This is a genomic window from Mesorhizobium sp. ArgA1, from assembly GCF_053714375.1.
Genome location: NZ_JBSKBQ010000005.1, coordinates 32,759 through 48,059 on the forward strand (window position 1 = coordinate 32,759; position 15,301 = coordinate 48,059).

The following is a 15,301-nucleotide window of genomic DNA, read 5'->3' on the forward strand; positions in this document are numbered from 1 at the left end:
ACGTCAGTCGACGGCGATGAGCGCCGCAGCCACGGCGCGGTCTTCGGCAAGCAGCACATTGTAGGTCCGCACCGCCGCTCCTGTCGACATCGGGTCGGAGGCGATGCCGGCCGCTTTCAGGGTCGCCCGAAGTGCTGCCGGCAAGGGCCGCAAATCCTTGCCGGTGCCGACCAGCAGGATCTCGACCTTGTTGGCCTCGGCCAGCAGCAGGTTGAAATCCGCCGCCGTCAGCGCCAGCGGATCGGCCGGGTCCCAGCCATGGATGCCGGACGGCAGGCACAAAAGCGAGCCGCGATGGGACATGTCGGCGAAGCGGAAACCGCCATTGCCATAGGCCTCGATCGGCGCGCGTCCGGGGAAATGCGCTTCGCGAATGACGATGCCTTTTGCCACCGGAGTGGCCGTCAGGTCGCCACAGCCTTGCCGCCACCCATCGGCTTTTCCTCATCGGCGGTCGTGGCCTGCGGCCGCAGCCTGAACAGGATCAGCAAGGGAGCTGCAATGAAGATTGACGAATAGGTGCCGAAGACGACACCGAAGAGCATCGCTAGGGTAAACGAGCGGATCACCTCGCCCCCGAACAGCACCAGCGCCAGCAGCGCTAGCGTCGTCGTCACCGAGGTCAGCGTCGTCCTTGACAGCGTCTCGTTGATGGCGTTGTTCAGCAATTGCGGCAGCGGCATCTTCTTGTATTTCCTCAGATCCTCGCGGACGCGGTCGTAGACGACGATCGTATCGTTCAGCGAATAGCCGATGATGGTCAGGATCGCCGCCAGCGACGACTGGTTGAACTCGAGCCCACTGATGACGAAGAAGCCCAGCGTCATCACCACATCATGCACCGTCGCCACGATGGCGCCCACGGCGAACTGCCATTCGAAGCGGAACCAGACATAGACCAGGATACCGATCAGCGCGATCAGCATGGCGAGAGTACCTTGCTTGGCCAGTTCGCCGGAAACCGTCGGCCCCACCACTTCGACGCGACGGAAATCATAGGTATCCTGCAGCTCGCCGCGCACCTTGTCGATGACCGTCTGCTCGGCGTTCTCGCCGCCATCCTGGGTGCCGACGCGGATCAGAACATCATTGGGCGCGCCGAACTGCTGCACCTGCACCTCGCCGATGTTGAGTTCCGACAGCCGGCTTCTGATATCGCCAAGATTTGCGTCGCCGGACTTGGACTGCACCTCGATGATCGAACCGCCCTTGAAGTCGATGCCGTAGTTGATGCCAAGGGTCAGGAAGCCGACGACCGACAGGATCGACAACGCGCTCGACAACGCGAATGTCCAGCGGCGAATACCCATGAACGGGATTTTCGTGCCCGGCGGGATGAAGGTCACCGGCGCGCGCGGCAATTCCTTCGGACGGGCGCGGCGCAGCCAGATCGACACCAGCAGACGGGTGAAGGTGAAGGCGGTGAAGACCGTGGTCAGGATGCCGATCGCATATGTGATGGCAAAACCCTTGACCGGACCAGTGCCGAGATAAAACAGCACCACGGTGGCGATCAGCGACGTCACGTTGGAATCGACGATCGTGGCCAGCGCTTTGGTGAAGCCGGTGTCGATCGCCTGGATCACCGAGCGGCCAAGCCGTCGCTCCTCGCGGATGCGCTCATAGATCAGCACGTTGGAATCGACCGCCATACCGATGGTCAGCACGATACCGGCAATACCGGGCAAGGTCAGCGTCGCGCCAAGCAGCGACAAAAGCCCGACGATCATCGCCACATGGACGGCGAGCGCAATATTGGCGAGGAAGCCAAGGAAGCCATAAGCCACGAACATGAAGGCGACGACGAGAATGGAGCCGATGATGCCGGCGACCTTGCCGGCATGGATCGAATCCTGGCCGAGGCCCGGGCCCACGGTGCGTTCTTCGATCACAGTGAGCTTTGCCGGCAGCGCGCCGGCGCGCAGCAGCACCGCGAGGTCGTTGGCGCTTTCGGCAGTGAAATTGCCTGATATCTGGCCGCTGCCGCCGAGGATCGGTTCGCGGATCACCGGCGCCGAAATCACCTGGTTGTCGAGGATGATGGCGAATGGCTTGCCGACATTCTGCTGCGTCGCCTGGCCGAACCGGGTCGCGCCGCGCGAATTGAAGGTGAACGAAACAACCGGCTCGTTGGTCTGCGAGTTGTAGGTTGCCGTCGCCTTGGCGAGATCCTCGCCCGAAACGATGACCCGGTTCTCGACCAGATACGGAACAGGCGGATCGTCCTGCGAATAAAGCACCGACGAGCCTGCCGGCGGGCGCCCATTCAGCGCATCCTGGACCGACATCGACGTATCGACCATCTGGAAGGTCATCTTGGCGGTCTGGCCGATGATCTCCTTCAGCCTTTGCGGATCCTGCAAGCCAGGCACCTGGACGAGCACACGGTCGTCGCCCTGCCGCTGCACGATCGGCTCGGTGGTGCCGAGTTCGTTGACGCGACGCTCGACGACTTCGATCGATTGCGCCAATGCGGCCGAGGTGCGGTATTTGATGCCGGCGTCGGTGACGGTGAATTTGAGCAGGCCGGCTTCGGAATCGTCCAGCGACATTTCCTGGATGGAGCCACCGGTGAACAGGCCGGCGGCAACAGGAGCCGTCAGCGGCTGCAGTGCCGTCTTGGCGGCATCGATCTGGGCCGGGTCGGTGATGCGCACCTGCACGGTCCTGCCGGTTCCGCCAAGGCCGGTATATCCGACCTTGGCATCGCGCAGCAGCGTGCGGATTTCGTCGCGCGTCGTCTCCAGCTGCGCCTTGACCAGATCGTTCTGATCCATCTGCAAGAGGATGTGTGACCCGCCCTGCAAGTCGAGACCGAGCGTCATCTGCCGCTTCGGCACCCAGCTCGGCAATTGCGCCAATGTGCTGGCAGGAAACAGATTGGGCGCGGCAAGGATGAACGTGGCGGCCACGGCCAGCCAGATCAGGATCATCTTCACGCGCGAAAAATAAAGCATATGGCGTTGTCCGTCAGGGCGTAACGGCGGATCGTTCCGCCGACAATTCGGTTATTTCTTGGCGTTCTGGTTCGCCGCTGGCTCGCCCTTAACCTGCACATCGTCGATTGTCGAGCGCGACAAGGTCAATTTGGCGCTGCCGCCGGATCGGTTTCCGCGGCAATTGGTTGATGTCCAGCCCTATTCTAATTCTGAACGCCGCCCGGCGCTATCGTGCGTACCTCGACTATATTGAGCGTTGCCGGCATCGGACCCGAACGCAGAAGCAGGGCTAGATCGTTCGCGCTCTCCTTGGTGAAGTTGCCAGATATCTGACCGGAGCCGCCAAGGATAGGTTCGCGGATAATGGGCGCCGAAATCACGTGATCGTCGAGGATTATTGCAAAGGGCCTACCGACATTCTGTGAAGTCGCCTGGGCGAAACGCGCCTTGCCCTTGGAGTCGAAGGTGAACGATACAACCGGCTCATTCATGGCTGAGCTGTAGGCCGCCTGGGCATTGACGATGCTGTCGCCGGAAACAATGACGCGGTTTTCGACCAGATACGGAACCGGCGGATCATCCTGCGAATAAAGCACCGAGGAGCCTGCCGGAGGGCGGCCATTGACGGCGTCCTGTACCGACATCGTCGTATCGACCATCTGGAAGGTCAAATTGCCGGGCTTCCCAAGAATGGCGATAAGCCGAGCTGGCGTCTGCAAGCCGGGCACCTGAACCAGGATGCGGTCACTGCCCTGGGGCTTTAAGATCGGTTCAACGCCGACGCCGTCGCTGACCCGGCGTTCGATAATTTCCATCGATTGCGCCAACGCCATCGACGTCCGCAGCTTCACGCCCTCATCCGTCAGCGTGAGCCTGAGCAGTCCTGGTTCCGGCTCATCAAGCAGCATCTCCTTGACCGGATTATCCCCGGCGACCGGATCGGTGAATATCTTCAGGGCCGCCTTGGCGGCATCGACTTGTGCTGGATCTCTAATCTCGAGATGTGCCTCGCGGTCCGACTGACCAAGCCCCTTGTAACCAACCCGAGCGTCGCGCAGCAGCGTGCGAATGTCGGCAAGCACCGTCTCGAGACGAGACTTGATCAGCTCGTCCTTGTCCACCTCGAGCAGCAACTGCGAACCGCCCAGCTGCTCAAAGCTCGCGTGCCGCTTGGGCAGCCAGGCAAGAAGATCGTCGAGCGTGCCGGCCGGCTTCAGGGAGCGCGCGCCAAGCAGCACGCCGAACACCACCACGATCGCAACCGCCAGCCAGATCAGGATCTTCGTAAGGCGCGAAAACCGCATATGGCGTTGCCCGTTGCTGGTATATCCTGCCCTAAAATCCGGTTCTGTTCTGGGCTTACTTCTTGGCGTTCTGGTTTGCCACCGGCTCGCCCTTGACCCGCACATCGGCGATCGTCGAGCGCAGCGCCGTCACCTTGGTGCCGCCGCCAAGGTCGATCTCGAGCTCATGGTCGTCGATCACCTTGGTCACCTTGCCGACAAAGCCGCCGCCGGTGATGACCGTGTCGCCACGGCGAATTGCCGCGATCATCTCCTGGCGCTTCTTCAGCTGAGCACGCTGCGGCCGGATGATGAGGAAATACATGATCACAAAGATCAGCACGAACGGGAGTATCATGCCGATATCCCCGAACGGACCAAGCGGAGTTCCGGTGGCTTGGGCGTATGCCGGTGTGACGAACATCAAGAACTCCTGGTTACGAAGAAGGCCATAAGGCGGCCTCGCCAAATTTGGCCGGAATATAGTGGGTAAAGTTGCCAATGCAACTGGACGGCCCGGCTTTCGGCTGCTTTTCCGACGGGTTGACCCGTGTTAGAGCATGCTCCCGGATAGCGGGCGTGGTTTTCGCAAAAGATCATGCTCAAACAAAAGCTTGGAACCGTTTCTATCTCGCCCGGATCGGGACGATTTCCGGCCCGCACGTTCGTGCAGGACAAACAAAAGACTGAGACATGACCGACAGCACCATCGAGGCCCTGAACGAAAAGCTCGACCGCCTGATCGAGGCGGTCACCCGCCTCGCCCCGCCAACAGTGCCGCATACCGATCTTGCCGTGGCCGACTGCTTCGTCTGGCAGGCCGATCCCGGCTATCTCGAACCGGTGCGCAAGGTCAACCGCGTCGACATCGGCCTGATCCGCGGCGTCGATCGCGTGCGCGACATTCTGGTCGAAAACACCGAGCGCTTCGCCGCCGGCCACGCCGCCAACAACGTGTTGTTGTGGGGCGCGCGCGGCATGGGCAAATCCTCGCTGGTCAAGGCCGTGCATGCCGAGATCAATGCCAAAGCCAAATCCGACCTGCCGCTCAAACTGATCGAGATCCACCGCGAGGACATCGATACGCTGCCCAGGCTGATGGGCCAGTTGAAGGCGGCGCCCTTCCGCTTCATCCTGTTTTGCGACGATCTCTCATTCGACCATGACGACACGTCCTACAAGTCGCTGAAGGCAGCCCTCGAAGGCGGCGTCGAGGGCCGCCCGGCCAACGTCATCTTCTATGCGACGTCGAACCGCCGGCACCTGTTGCCGCGCGATATGATCGACAATGAGCGCTCGACCGCCATCAATCCGTCCGAAGCGGTCGAGGAAAAGGTTTCCCTGTCCGATCGTTTCGGCTTGTGGCTCGGCTTCCACAAATGTTCGCAGGACGAATACCTCGACATGATCAATGGCTATGCCAGCCATCACGGGCTCACCATTGACCCGGAACAACTTCGCGCCGAGGCGCTGGAATGGGCGACGACGCGCGGCAGCCGCTCGGGCCGTGTCGCCTGGCAGTTCACCCAGGATCTGGCCGGCCGCCTCGGCAAGCCGCTCAACGATTGACGTCGATCCGGCAAAGCTGAAAAAGCCCGCCCCTTGCGGAGCGGGCTGAGCCGGCGGGCCGGACTGGAGGTCAGACGGCCTGCAATCGTTTATTGTTCTATTCGAGACAGCTCGGCTATTCGAGATAGCCCGATGGATCGACCGGGGCCGAGTTCTTGCGCACTTCGAAGTGCAGTTTCGGCGAGTCGGTGGTGCCGCTCATGCCCGACAGCGCGATTTCCTGGCCGCGCTTGACCTTCTGGCCGCGCTGAACCTCGATCGAACTGGCATGGCCGTAGACTGTGACCAGACCGTTTTCATGGCGCACCAGCACCGTGTTGCCGAATTCCTTGAGGCCGTCGCCGGCATAGATGACGACGCCGTTCTCGGCCGCCTTGACCGGCGTCCCCTCTGGCACGGCGATGTCGACACCGTCCTTGCCGCCGCCAAAACTGGAGATGACACGGCCGCGTACCGGCCAGCGCATCTTGCCGATGCCGGTGGCGTCCGGCGCCACGGCGTCTTCGTCCTCGGCCTGCTGGATGACCTTGGCGTCCTTCTTCGGCGGCGTGTAGGTGGCGAGCGTCTCCGTCGGCTTTGCCGCCGGCTGGGTGGTGGCCGTCGTCACCGGATCGACCTTTGCCGGCTTGGTGCTGGCGACGGTCGCCGTGCCGCCGGCCGGAATCTTCAGCGTCTGGCCGATCTTGAGCAGGCCGTCCTTCATGCCGTTGGCCTGCTTGAGCGCCACGACGCCGACGCCGGTCTTCCTGGCGATGGAGGACATCGTGTCGCCTGACTGGACCGTATAGGTGCCGGCACCTGCCTTCGGCGCGGTCGCAGCCGTCTGCGCCGGCTTGTCGGTCTTCGGCTTGTTCGCGGCCGCCGAAGCGTCCACCTGCGCCGCGGATTTGCTGTCCTTGAGTTTCGGCTGCTGCGGCAGCACGGCGACCCTTTCGGGAGCCGGCGCCTTGGGAGCGTTCGTCGGCTTGCCGTCGGCGACTTTCGGCTCGCTCCCCTTGCTCGAATAGGCATAGGCCGGGATGACCAGTTTCTGGCCGGTCTTCAGCCCCTTGGTGGCGCTCAAGCCGTTGACCTTCATGATCACATCGGCCGGCACGTGATAGTGCTGGGCGATGCCGGAAATGGTCTCCCCATCCCTGACCACGATCTCGGTCGCATGCGGCGCGCCGGCAGCAGCCGGTCTCGTCGCATCGGACTCACCAGCATTCTTGAACGGCCTTGCCGGCTGAACGGTGCCGGTCGTCATGGTCCTGTCGACATGCGGTGCAGGCGCAAGCGCCGGCGCGGAAGCGGTGCGCATCGGCGCCGCCGTCGGCTCGCTTGGCGGCGGCAGTTGCTGGACGGTGACCGGTTCCAGGCTGGAACGGCTGACCGACTGGGCATGGCTGCCATCTACGGGTGCTGCAGCGATCGGTGCGGGCGCCACATCGCCCGGATAGGGCTGCGCAGTGCTCTGCTTGTCGATAATGGCGCGCTGATTGTTGGTCGAAGAGGTGAAGACGTCGTCCACACCATTGAACCGCGAGGCCTGGGAGCTACACCCCGCCGCCACTCCGGCTAGCATAAGAACAGCGCAACCCCGCGACAGAGTACGCCCGTTTGCCTTCAAAACACTGAATTGCATCGCACTAACCCGCACAGACCCGGTACACACTGGTCATGATTAAAGCGCGTTAATGTTACTGGGGGGTTAACCCCATAGAATCAGACGCAAATTTTCTTAAAGCATTTTCTATGGCACTTTCATCAACGTCATCCCTGGGGCGACGCAGGCGCAAGCGCCGTCGCGAAGACCCTGGGATCCATGCCAGACTGTTGGAGTGGAGTGCAGCGGTGCAGAATTCTGCGCGCGAGGCGCGCGGATCAGATGACCGCCGCGACGCTGCGCAGGATTGGCTGCAGGCGCACCGTGCCGATATCCTCGCGCTCGAAACGGCTGCCGACCTTGGTCAGCTTGGCAAGCACCTGCTCGCCCTCCTCCGGCCCGATCGGCGCAATGACGATGCCGCCGCTCGACAACTGGTCGAGCAGGAAGCGCGGCAGGCTGTCGAAAGCCGCCCAGGCGACGATGCGGTCGAACGGCCCTTCATTGGCGAGCCCGTTGGAACCGTCGGCCTGGCGCACAATGACATTGCCGATGCCGAGCGCTTCGAAGCGCTGCCTGGCCTGCTCCGCCAGCGTCTTGTAGCGGTCGATGCTGACGATGCGCGCCGCCAGCCGCGACATTACCGCCGCCGTGTAGCCCGAACCGGTGCCGATTTCGAGCACCCGGTTGCCCGACTCTATTGCCAAGGCGGCAATCACCGCCGCCTGCAGGTCGGCGCCCTCGATCGCCTCACCGCACTCGATCGGCAGCATGCCGTCCGACCAGGCGATGGAATGGTACTGTCCGTTGAGGAAGCCGCGCCGCGGCGTCGCCTCGAAGGCCGCGATCAGCGCCTTCGGCACCGCGCCGCGGCCGCGCAGGCGCAGCAGGAAAGCGGCAAAACCCTCGCGGTCGTCGAGCGGCAAGTTCATGCAAAAACCTTGTTCATGCCAAAGCCTTAATCAGACAGAGCCTTGGTCAATTGGTCACGGATTTCATGCGCGGTGAGGTCGAGCTGCAGCGGCGTCACCGACACCAGCCGGTTGCGTAGAGCGTAGAGATCGGTGCCTTGCTTGCCCTCGACCGGCTCGCGGCCGAAGCGCAGCCAGTAGTAAGGCAGGCCGCGCCCGTCGCGGCGCTCGTCGACCCACAGGCTGTGCACCAGCTTGCCTTGCGACGTCACCACGGTGCCGGCGACCTCGTCAGGCAGGCAGTTCGGAAAATTGACGTTGAGCAGGACGCCGTCCGGCAGCGGCATGGCCACGAGCTTCTTCAGCAGTGCCGGCGCCAGCGTCTCAGTGGTCTCGTAGAGAACAACACGGTCCTCGCCGACATAGGAATAGCCCTGGCTGAGCGCGATCGAGCGGATGCCGAGCAGCGCGCCTTCCATTGCCCCGGCAACCGTACCGGAATAGGTGACGTCGTCGGCGATGTTGGCGCCGGAGTTGACGCCCGAGAGGATCAGGTCAGGAGCGCCGGGCAGGATCTTCTTGACGCCCATGATGACGCAGTCGGTCGGCGTGCCGCGCACGGCATAATGTTTTTCGCCGATCTTGCGCAGCCTGAGCGGCTCCGAGATCGACAACGAATGCGCGTATCCGGACTGGTCCTGCTCCGGCGCCACCACCCAGACATCGTCCGACAGGGTGCGGGCGATGCGTTCGAGCGACGCCAGGCCCTCGGCGTGGATGCCGTCATCATTGGTCAGAAGAATGCGCATTATTTCGATTCGATCTTCGCCAGACCGCCCATATAAGGCCGCAGCACTTCAGGAATGGTTACGCTGCCATCCTCATTCTGGTAGTTTTCGATGACAGCTATGAGAGCGCGGCCGACGGCGGTGCCCGAACCGTTCAGCGTATGGACGAAGCGATTGCCCTTGCCGTCTCGGTCCTTATAGCGGGCATCCATGCGCCGGGCCTGGAAATCGCCGCAGACCGAGCAGGACGAGATCTCGCGGTATGCATTCTGGCCGGGCAGCCAGACCTCGATGTCGTAGGTCTTGCGCGCACCAAACCCCATGTCGCCGGTGCACAGCACCATGGTGCGGAACGGCAGCTCCAGCCGCTTCAGCACTTCCTCGGCGCATTGCGTCATCCGCTCGTGCTCGGCGAGCGAAGACTCCTGGTCGGTGATCGATACCAGCTCGACTTTGTAAAACTGGTGCTGGCGCAGCATGCCGCGTGTGTCACGCCCGGCCGAACCCGCTTCCGAGCGGAAGCACGGCGTCAGCGCGGTGTATCGCAGCGGCAGTTTCTCGTGCGCGGTGATCTCCTCGCGCACAAGATTGGTGAGCGGCACTTCGGCGGTGGGGATCAGGCCCAGCCGGCCATCGCCATGCGGCGTGAAGAACAGATCGTCCTCGAATTTCGGCAGCTGGTTGGTGCCGAACAGGACTTCGTCCTTGACCATCAGTGGCGGGATGATTTCCTCATAGCCGTGCTCGGTCGTGTGCAAATCGAGCATGAACTGGCCGATGGCGCGCTCCATCCGCGCCAGCCCGCTCTTCAGCACAGTGAAGCGCGAGCCCGACAGCTTTGCCGCACGCTCGAAATCCATCATGCCGAGCGCTTCACCGATTTCGAAATGCTCCTTCACCCAGTTCGGCCGCGTCGGCGCCTTGCCGACAATGTGTTTGACGACATTGTCGTGCTCGTCCTTGCCGACCGGCACGTCGTCGAGCGGCACGTTGGGCAGCACAGCCAGCGCGTCGTTCAGCGCCTTGTCGAGCTCGCGCTCGCGCGCCTCGCCATTCTGGATGAAGGTCTTGATGTCACCGACTTCCGCCTTGAGCTTCTCGGCGAGTGCTGCGTCGCCCGAGCGCATGGCGTTGCCGATCTCCTTGGAGGCAGCGTTGCGGCGTTCCTGCTTGGTCTGCAGCTCGGTGACGTGCTCGCGCCGCGCTTCGTCCTTCTTGATCAACTCGTCGACCGTGGACTGCGCCTCGTCAGCCGACCACGAGCGCTTGGCCAGCGCCTCGACAAGGGCCTTCGGGTTGTCGCGAATCCATTTGATGTCAAGCATGGTTGGTCCGTCCTCAGGTAAGGTCTGAGGGGGTAAACCGCATCCTTGATCGATGCAAGACGGCGACTGTCGCGTTTTTCCGCTAGCGAAAGCGCCGGCCTAGGAATGAGCCTGCGTTGAGGACGCCTTCGCTGCTTTTTCGGCCACGGCTTCGGCAGCTTCCTGCTTTTCGCGCGCCAGCTTCTGCTTGACCTGGTCGCGCTCGATGAGCCGCGCTGCCCAGATAGAGACCTCGTAGAGCAGGATGGTCGGAATGGCCAAACCGATCTGGCTCATCGGATCGGGCGGCGTCAGCACGGCCGCCACGACGAAAGCGATGACGATCGCCCATTTGCGCTTTTCGGCCAGCGCCTTCGACGACAGCATGCCGACGCGCGTCATCAGGCTGGTCACCACCGGCAGCTGGAACACCAGGCCGAAGGAGAAGATCAGCGTCATAATCAGGCTGAGATATTCCGACACTTTAGGCAGCAGCGAAATCTGCACCTGGTCGTCGGTGCCGGCCTGTTGCATGGCGAGGAAGAACCACATCACCATCGGCGTGAAGAAGAAATAGACCAGCGACGCGCCCATCAGGAACAGGATCGGAGAGGCGATCAGGAACGGCAGGAAGGCGTTGCGTTCGTTCTTGTAGAGGCCGGGCGCGATGAATTTATAGATCTGCGTGGCGATCAGCGGAAAGGCGATGACCATGCCGCCGAACATGGCGAGCTTGACCTGCGTGAAAAAGAATTCCTGCGGCGCCGTATAGATCAGCTCGACCTTGTGTGGATCGAGCCCTGCCCATTGCGTCGCCCATTTGAACGGGATGACCAAAAGGTTGAACAGCTTTTTGGCAAAGAAGAAGCAGACGAGGAAAGCGACGAAGAAGCCGCCGATCGACCAGATCAGCCGCCGCCGCAGTTCGATCAGATGCTCCATCAGCGGAGCCGACGACTTTTCGATCTCGTCCTTTTCGCTGTCCGTAATGCTCACTTGGCGGCTCCCGCCGTCTTCCTGGCTGCCGGCTTTTTGGCTGGGGCAGGCTTCGGGTCAGCCTTTGTAGCAGCAACTGATTTGGCGGCCTTTGCCGGCGCCACCCTGGCGGTCGCTGCTGGCGACTTGGCAGAGGATTTGGCCGCCGGTGTAGCCTTTGCCGGTGCTGCCTTGGATGCCGCCATCTTGGTTGCCGGCGCCTTGGCTTGCTTGGCTGTCGCTGCCGTCTTTGCAGGCGCTTTTTGTGGCGTTGCTGTTGCAACAGCCGGCGTAACCACGGACTCGTCGGTCATGGCCGGAAAGATCGGCGCAGCCGGCGCTGTATCCGGTCCGTTGACACCGGGCATCACCGTCGCGCCGTTCTTGAGCGGCTCCGCTGCCTGCGGGGTCTCTGCCGCCGGCGTTGAGGGATCGACCGCCGGCTTCGGCTTCATCACCGCATCGACCCCGGAGCGCACGTCGGCTGCCGCCTGTTCGAATGGATTGAGCTGCTTGCGGATCTCGGCCGCCGGATTGAGGCTCCTGAGCGTATCGACCGACTTCTTGACGTCGTCGAGTTCGGCTTCCTTCAGCGCCTCGTTGAACTGTTTCTGGAAATCGGAGGCCATCGCGCGCAGCTTTGCCGTCGTGCGGCCGAAGGTGCGCAGCATATTTGGCAAATCCTTGGGCCCGACGACCACGATCATGACGATCGCGATCACCAGCATTTCGGTCCAGCCGACTTCAAACATGGCAATCAGTTCCGACTAGTGCTTGTCGCCCAAAAGTGCGAAGCGGTTTTGGGACAACGACTTGCACAAAAGCAACAACCTTGGGCTCAGCTCTTGCTGGCCTTTTCCTTCACTGCCGAAACGGTCTCGTCCGGGCGGTGCTCGACGGTGCGCTTGTCATCGGCGGTATCGTCGTCGGCCATGCCCTTCTTGAAGCTCTTGATGCCCTTGGCCATGTCGCCCATCAGCTCGGGGATCTTGCCGCGGCCGAACACCAGCAGCACGATCACCAGCACGATCATCCAGTGCCAAATCGAAAATGAACCCATTGTAACTCTCTCTCGAATGTTTTCCCTGGCGATGATCTATGCGTTTTCGCGTTGGGATTCAAACACAACAGCGACAAAGTTTATGAAGGCGCGGCTCATGTCACGCATTTTCGGCAAGGCTGCCCGCTACCAATCGGCGCATCTACAGCCCCAATGCAGCTTTTTGACAGCGGTTTGCGGTCAATCTTCCGTGACGCGCGGCGTCAGCAGGCCGAGTTCCTCGAGGTCGATGTCGGTCAGCGCATCCTCGTCCTCGGTCAGCGCATCCGGATCGGCCGGCGGCAGCGGGATGGCGAAATTCGACGGCATGCGGCCGGAAAGCAGCCCCGCTCCCTTCAACTCGTCCATGCCGGGAAGATCGCGGATCTCCTCGAGCGCAAAATGGTCGAGGAAAGTGTCCGTCGTGCCGTAGGTGACCGGACGGCCGGGCGTGCGGCGGCGGCCGCGCATCCGCACCCATTCCGTTTCGAGCAGCATGTCGAGCGTGCCCTTCGAGGTCTCGACACCTCTGATGTCCTCGATCTCGGCGCGCGTCACCGGCTGGTGGTAGGCGATGATCGCCAGCACTTCGAGCGCCGCGCGGGAAAGCTTGCGCTGCTGGACCGTATCGCGGCTCATCAGGAAGGCGAGATCGCCGGCCGTGCGGAATGCCCAGGCGTCGCCGACCCGCACCAGATTGACCCCGCGCCGCGCATAGATCTGCTGCAGCTCGGCCATGGCAGCGGCGATGTTGACGCCATCGGGCAGTCTGGCTGCGAGCTGCTTTTCGCTGACCGGCTCGGCGCTGGCGAATACGATCGCCTCGGCCATGCGCACGGCTTCCGCCATATGCAGCCGTTCGCCAGGATTCATGGGCGAGTTCTGGGTCTCAGTCGGGTCCTGGGCGATAATGCCCTCCTCCGTCTCTTCTTCGACCTTGAACGGAATGACCGAAGCGTTGCCGCGTTCGCTCATGATGCCACCTCGACTGCTTTGATTGCCGGTTCCCGGTGGTCGCGCAGATAGATCGGCGCAAACGCCTGGTCCTGCCGCACATCGATCTGCCGCTCGCGCACCATTTCCAGTGTTGCGGCGAACGAGCTGGCGATGGCCGTGCGGCGTTCCTCCGGACTGGTCATATACTCGATCAGGAAGCTGTCGAGCGCCGTCCAGTCGCTCAGCGACCCCATCAGCCGGGCCAGGACGTCGCGCGCGTCCTTGAGCGACCAGACGCCGCGCCTGGCGATCGTCACATTGGTGATGGCCTGCTTCTGGCGCTGCTGCGCGTAGGCGGTGAGCAGATCGTAGAGCGAGGCCGAATAGGCGTTGCGCTTTTCGACGATGACCATTTCCGGCATGCCGCGGGCAAACACGTCGCGGCCTAGACGGTTGCGGTTGACCAGCCGCGCCGAGGCGTCGCGCATGGCTTCCAGGCGCTTCAGCCGGAACTGCAGCACCGCCGCCAGTTCCTCGCCGCTTTCGCCCTCTTCGCCGGGCTGTTTCGGGATCAAAAGCTTCGACTTGAGGAAGGCCAGCCACGCCGCCATCACCAGATAGTCGGCGGCAAGCTCGAGCCTCAGAGCCCTCGCCGTCTCGACAAAGGCCAAATACTGCTCGACCAGCGCCAGGATCGAAATGCGCGCCAGATCGACCTTTTGGGTGCGGGCAAGGTGCAGCAGAAGGTCAAGCGGACCTTCGAAGCCGGCGACATCGACAACCAGCGACGGATCGCCCGTGACGCGTGAATCGTCGTTCTCGGCCCACAGACGGTCCATCGGTGCGGCCTTCGAAGCCTTGCTGTCCAATGTTTCCGCCACTTACTTCTGCTTCCTTTTGGTCTAGGCCACCGCGTCGAAATAGGTGGCAAACTCGGCGCGTATTTCGGTTTCGTCGGCCCGGTCGCGATCCCTTATATAGGTCAGCGCCCGCTCGGCGCGTTCCAGCGACGTGCCTTCAAGTCCCGTGGTTCGCGATGCGATGCCCGCCATCTCCTCGAAAACGCCATTGCAGTGAAGGACCAGATCGCAGCCCGCCGCAAGGATCGAGGCCGCCTTTGTCGGGAAATCCCCAGAAAGTGCCTTCATCGAGGTGTCGTCGCTCATCAACAGCCCGTCGAAGCCGATGTCGCGGCGGATGATCTCGTCGATGACCTTGCCCGACGTGGTCGCCGGGTTGTTCGGATCGATGGCGCTGTAGACGACATGCGCCGTCATCGCCATCGGCAGATGGCTAAGCTCCCGGAACGGGGCGAAATCATGCCGCTGCAGCTCACTCAGCGAGGCATCGACGACAGGCAGTTCGAAATGCGTGTCGGCAAAGGCGCGTCCATGACCCGGAATGTGCTTCATCACCGGCAGCACGCCGCCCGACATCAGCCCTTCCGCCGCCGCGCGGCCGAGTTCGATGACTGGGCGCGGCTCCTTGCCGTAGGCGCGCGCGCCGATGACATCGCTGGCGCCATCGATCGGCACATCCAGCACCGGCAGGCAATCGGCTGAGATCCCGTAGCGCAAAAGGTCGAAGGCATGCAGCCGCGCCATCAGCCAGGCGGCGCGTGTGCCGGCGTCGTGATCTTTGCGCCATAGTGCGCCGAGCGCGCCGCCGGCCGGATAGTTCGGCGCCAGCGGCGGCCGCAGGCGCTGCACCCTTCCGCCCTCCTGGTCGATGAACACCAGCGCATCGGGGCGCCCGATACAGTCGCGCATCTCGGCAACCAGATCGCGGATCTGCTCGGTCTCGCCGATGTTGCGCGCAAACAGGATGAAGCCCCACGGGCATTCATTGCGATAGAAACGGATTTCGTCGCGGGTGAGCGATTTCCCGGCACAGCCGAGGATCATGGATTTTGATTCGGTCATCCCCTGAGTTTAGGGCTTCGCGCCGTCAAAGGGAATCACCCTGGGCCGCA

15 protein-coding genes are annotated in these 15,301 nt (G+C 62.6%); 1 reads left to right on the top strand and 14 read right to left on the bottom strand.

Translation table 11 applies throughout. From position 1 onward, the window contains the following. Positions 1-3 precede the first annotated feature (3 nt). The 4 genes from ACWGTI_RS14420 to yajC all read right to left on the bottom strand — a co-directional run bounded on the left by ACWGTI_RS14420 (position 4) and on the right by yajC (position 4,646). Positions 4-393 (bottom strand): Mth938-like domain-containing protein, encoded by a 390-nt coding sequence (locus tag ACWGTI_RS14420; RefSeq protein WP_454587735.1) that lies wholly within the window; start codon positions 391-393, stop codon positions 4-6. Between the two features lie 11 nt (positions 394-404). Beyond that, the gene (gene secDF / locus ACWGTI_RS14425) at positions 405-2,957 is read right to left on the bottom strand and encodes a protein translocase subunit SecDF (protein WP_454587736.1); all 2,553 of its coding nucleotides are present in this window, start codon (positions 2,955-2,957) and stop codon (positions 405-407) included. Positions 2,958-3,142: 185 nt separating this feature from the next. Further along, positions 3,143-4,186 (bottom strand): SecDF P1 head subdomain-containing protein, encoded by a 1,044-nt coding sequence (locus ACWGTI_RS14430; protein WP_454587737.1) that lies wholly within the window; start codon positions 4,184-4,186, stop codon positions 3,143-3,145. Between the two features lie 112 nt (positions 4,187-4,298). Further along, positions 4,299-4,646, bottom strand: a complete 348-nt coding sequence (gene yajC, locus ACWGTI_RS14435) for a preprotein translocase subunit YajC (protein ID WP_454587738.1) — start codon at positions 4,644-4,646, stop codon at positions 4,299-4,301. A 269-nt stretch (positions 4,647-4,915) separates the two neighbouring features. Here yajC and ACWGTI_RS14440 point away from each other — a divergent pair, with 269 nt between their 5' ends. Then, positions 4,916-5,791 (top strand): ATP-binding protein, encoded by an 876-nt coding sequence (locus tag ACWGTI_RS14440; protein WP_454587739.1) that lies wholly within the window; start codon positions 4,916-4,918, stop codon positions 5,789-5,791. 115 nt (positions 5,792-5,906) lie between these two features. Here the strand turns inward: ACWGTI_RS14440 and ACWGTI_RS14445 are convergent, their stop codons facing one another. From ACWGTI_RS14445 to nagZ, 10 genes are all read right to left on the bottom strand, one after another. Continuing rightward, complete coding sequence (locus ACWGTI_RS14445) at positions 5,907-7,415, bottom strand: peptidoglycan DD-metalloendopeptidase family protein (RefSeq protein ID WP_454587740.1); 1,509 nt, start codon at positions 7,413-7,415, stop codon at positions 5,907-5,909. Positions 7,416-7,654: 239 nt separating this feature from the next. Continuing rightward, positions 7,655-8,308: a protein-L-isoaspartate(D-aspartate) O-methyltransferase gene (locus ACWGTI_RS14450; RefSeq protein ID WP_454587741.1), complete on the bottom strand. Its 654-nt coding sequence runs from the start codon at positions 8,306-8,308 to the stop codon at positions 7,655-7,657. A 26-nt stretch (positions 8,309-8,334) separates the two neighbouring features. Beyond that, a complete protein-coding gene (gene surE / locus ACWGTI_RS14455; protein ID WP_454587742.1) occupies positions 8,335-9,096 on the bottom strand; it encodes a 5'/3'-nucleotidase SurE in 762 nt (253 codons plus the stop codon). Further along, positions 9,096-10,400, bottom strand: coding sequence for a serine--tRNA ligase (gene serS, locus ACWGTI_RS14460; protein ID WP_454587743.1), 1,305 nt, complete (start codon positions 10,398-10,400; stop codon positions 9,096-9,098). The genes surE and serS overlap by 1 nt, the downstream gene beginning before the upstream one ends. Positions 10,401-10,499: 99 nt before the next feature. Next, complete coding sequence (gene tatC / locus ACWGTI_RS14465; protein ID WP_454587744.1) at positions 10,500-11,375, bottom strand: twin-arginine translocase subunit TatC; 876 nt, start codon at positions 11,373-11,375, stop codon at positions 10,500-10,502. Further along, a complete protein-coding gene (gene tatB / locus ACWGTI_RS14470) occupies positions 11,372-12,106 on the bottom strand; it encodes a Sec-independent protein translocase protein TatB (protein WP_454587745.1) in 735 nt (244 codons plus the stop codon). The genes tatC and tatB overlap by 4 nt, the downstream gene beginning before the upstream one ends. A gap of 86 nt (positions 12,107-12,192) precedes the next feature. Beyond that, on the bottom strand, positions 12,193-12,414 hold the full coding sequence (locus ACWGTI_RS14475; RefSeq protein WP_023667688.1) for a twin-arginine translocase TatA/TatE family subunit: 222 nt from the start codon (positions 12,412-12,414) through the stop codon (positions 12,193-12,195). Between the two features lie 180 nt (positions 12,415-12,594). Further along, positions 12,595-13,368: an SMC-Scp complex subunit ScpB gene (gene scpB, locus ACWGTI_RS14480; protein ID WP_454587746.1), complete on the bottom strand. Its 774-nt coding sequence runs from the start codon at positions 13,366-13,368 to the stop codon at positions 12,595-12,597. Further along, on the bottom strand, positions 13,365-14,168 hold the full coding sequence (locus ACWGTI_RS14485) for a segregation and condensation protein A (protein ID WP_454587956.1): 804 nt from the start codon (positions 14,166-14,168) through the stop codon (positions 13,365-13,367). Before ACWGTI_RS14485 ends, scpB begins: the two co-directional genes overlap by 4 nt. Before the next feature lie 63 nt (positions 14,169-14,231). Next, positions 14,232-15,251 carry a beta-N-acetylhexosaminidase gene (gene nagZ, locus ACWGTI_RS14490; protein ID WP_454587747.1) on the bottom strand — a complete coding sequence of 340 codons (1,020 nt, stop codon included), beginning with the start codon at positions 15,249-15,251 and terminating at the stop codon, positions 14,232-14,234. Positions 15,252-15,301 lie beyond the last annotated feature (50 nt).

Coding starts and splice junctions, on each gene's coding strand:
- secDF (WP_454587736.1), bottom strand. CDS start 2,957: ATGCTTTATTTTTCGCGCGTGAAGATGATCCTGATCTGGCTGGCCGTG.
- yajC (WP_454587738.1), bottom strand. CDS start 4,646: ATGTTCGTCACACCGGCATACGCCCAAGCCACCGGAACTCCGCTTGGT.
- ACWGTI_RS14440 (WP_454587739.1), top strand. CDS start 4,916: ATGACCGACAGCACCATCGAGGCCCTGAACGAAAAGCTCGACCGCCTG.
- ACWGTI_RS14445 (WP_454587740.1), bottom strand. CDS start 7,415: ATGCAATTCAGTGTTTTGAAGGCAAACGGGCGTACTCTGTCGCGGGGT.
- ACWGTI_RS14450 (WP_454587741.1), bottom strand. CDS start 8,308: ATGAACTTGCCGCTCGACGACCGCGAGGGTTTTGCCGCTTTCCTGCTG.
- surE (WP_454587742.1), bottom strand. CDS start 9,096: ATGCGCATTCTTCTGACCAATGATGACGGCATCCACGCCGAGGGCCTG.
- serS (WP_454587743.1), bottom strand. CDS start 10,400: ATGCTTGACATCAAATGGATTCGCGACAACCCGAAGGCCCTTGTCGAG.
- tatB (WP_454587745.1), bottom strand. CDS start 12,106: ATGTTTGAAGTCGGCTGGACCGAAATGCTGGTGATCGCGATCGTCATG.
- ACWGTI_RS14475 (WP_023667688.1), bottom strand. CDS start 12,414: ATGGGTTCATTTTCGATTTGGCACTGGATGATCGTGCTGGTGATCGTG.
- scpB (WP_454587746.1), bottom strand. CDS start 13,368: ATGAGCGAACGCGGCAACGCTTCGGTCATTCCGTTCAAGGTCGAAGAA.
- ACWGTI_RS14485 (WP_454587956.1), bottom strand. CDS start 14,168: ATGGACCGTCTGTGGGCCGAGAACGACGATTCACGCGTCACGGGCGAT.
- nagZ (WP_454587747.1), bottom strand. CDS start 15,251: ATGACCGAATCAAAATCCATGATCCTCGGCTGTGCCGGGAAATCGCTC.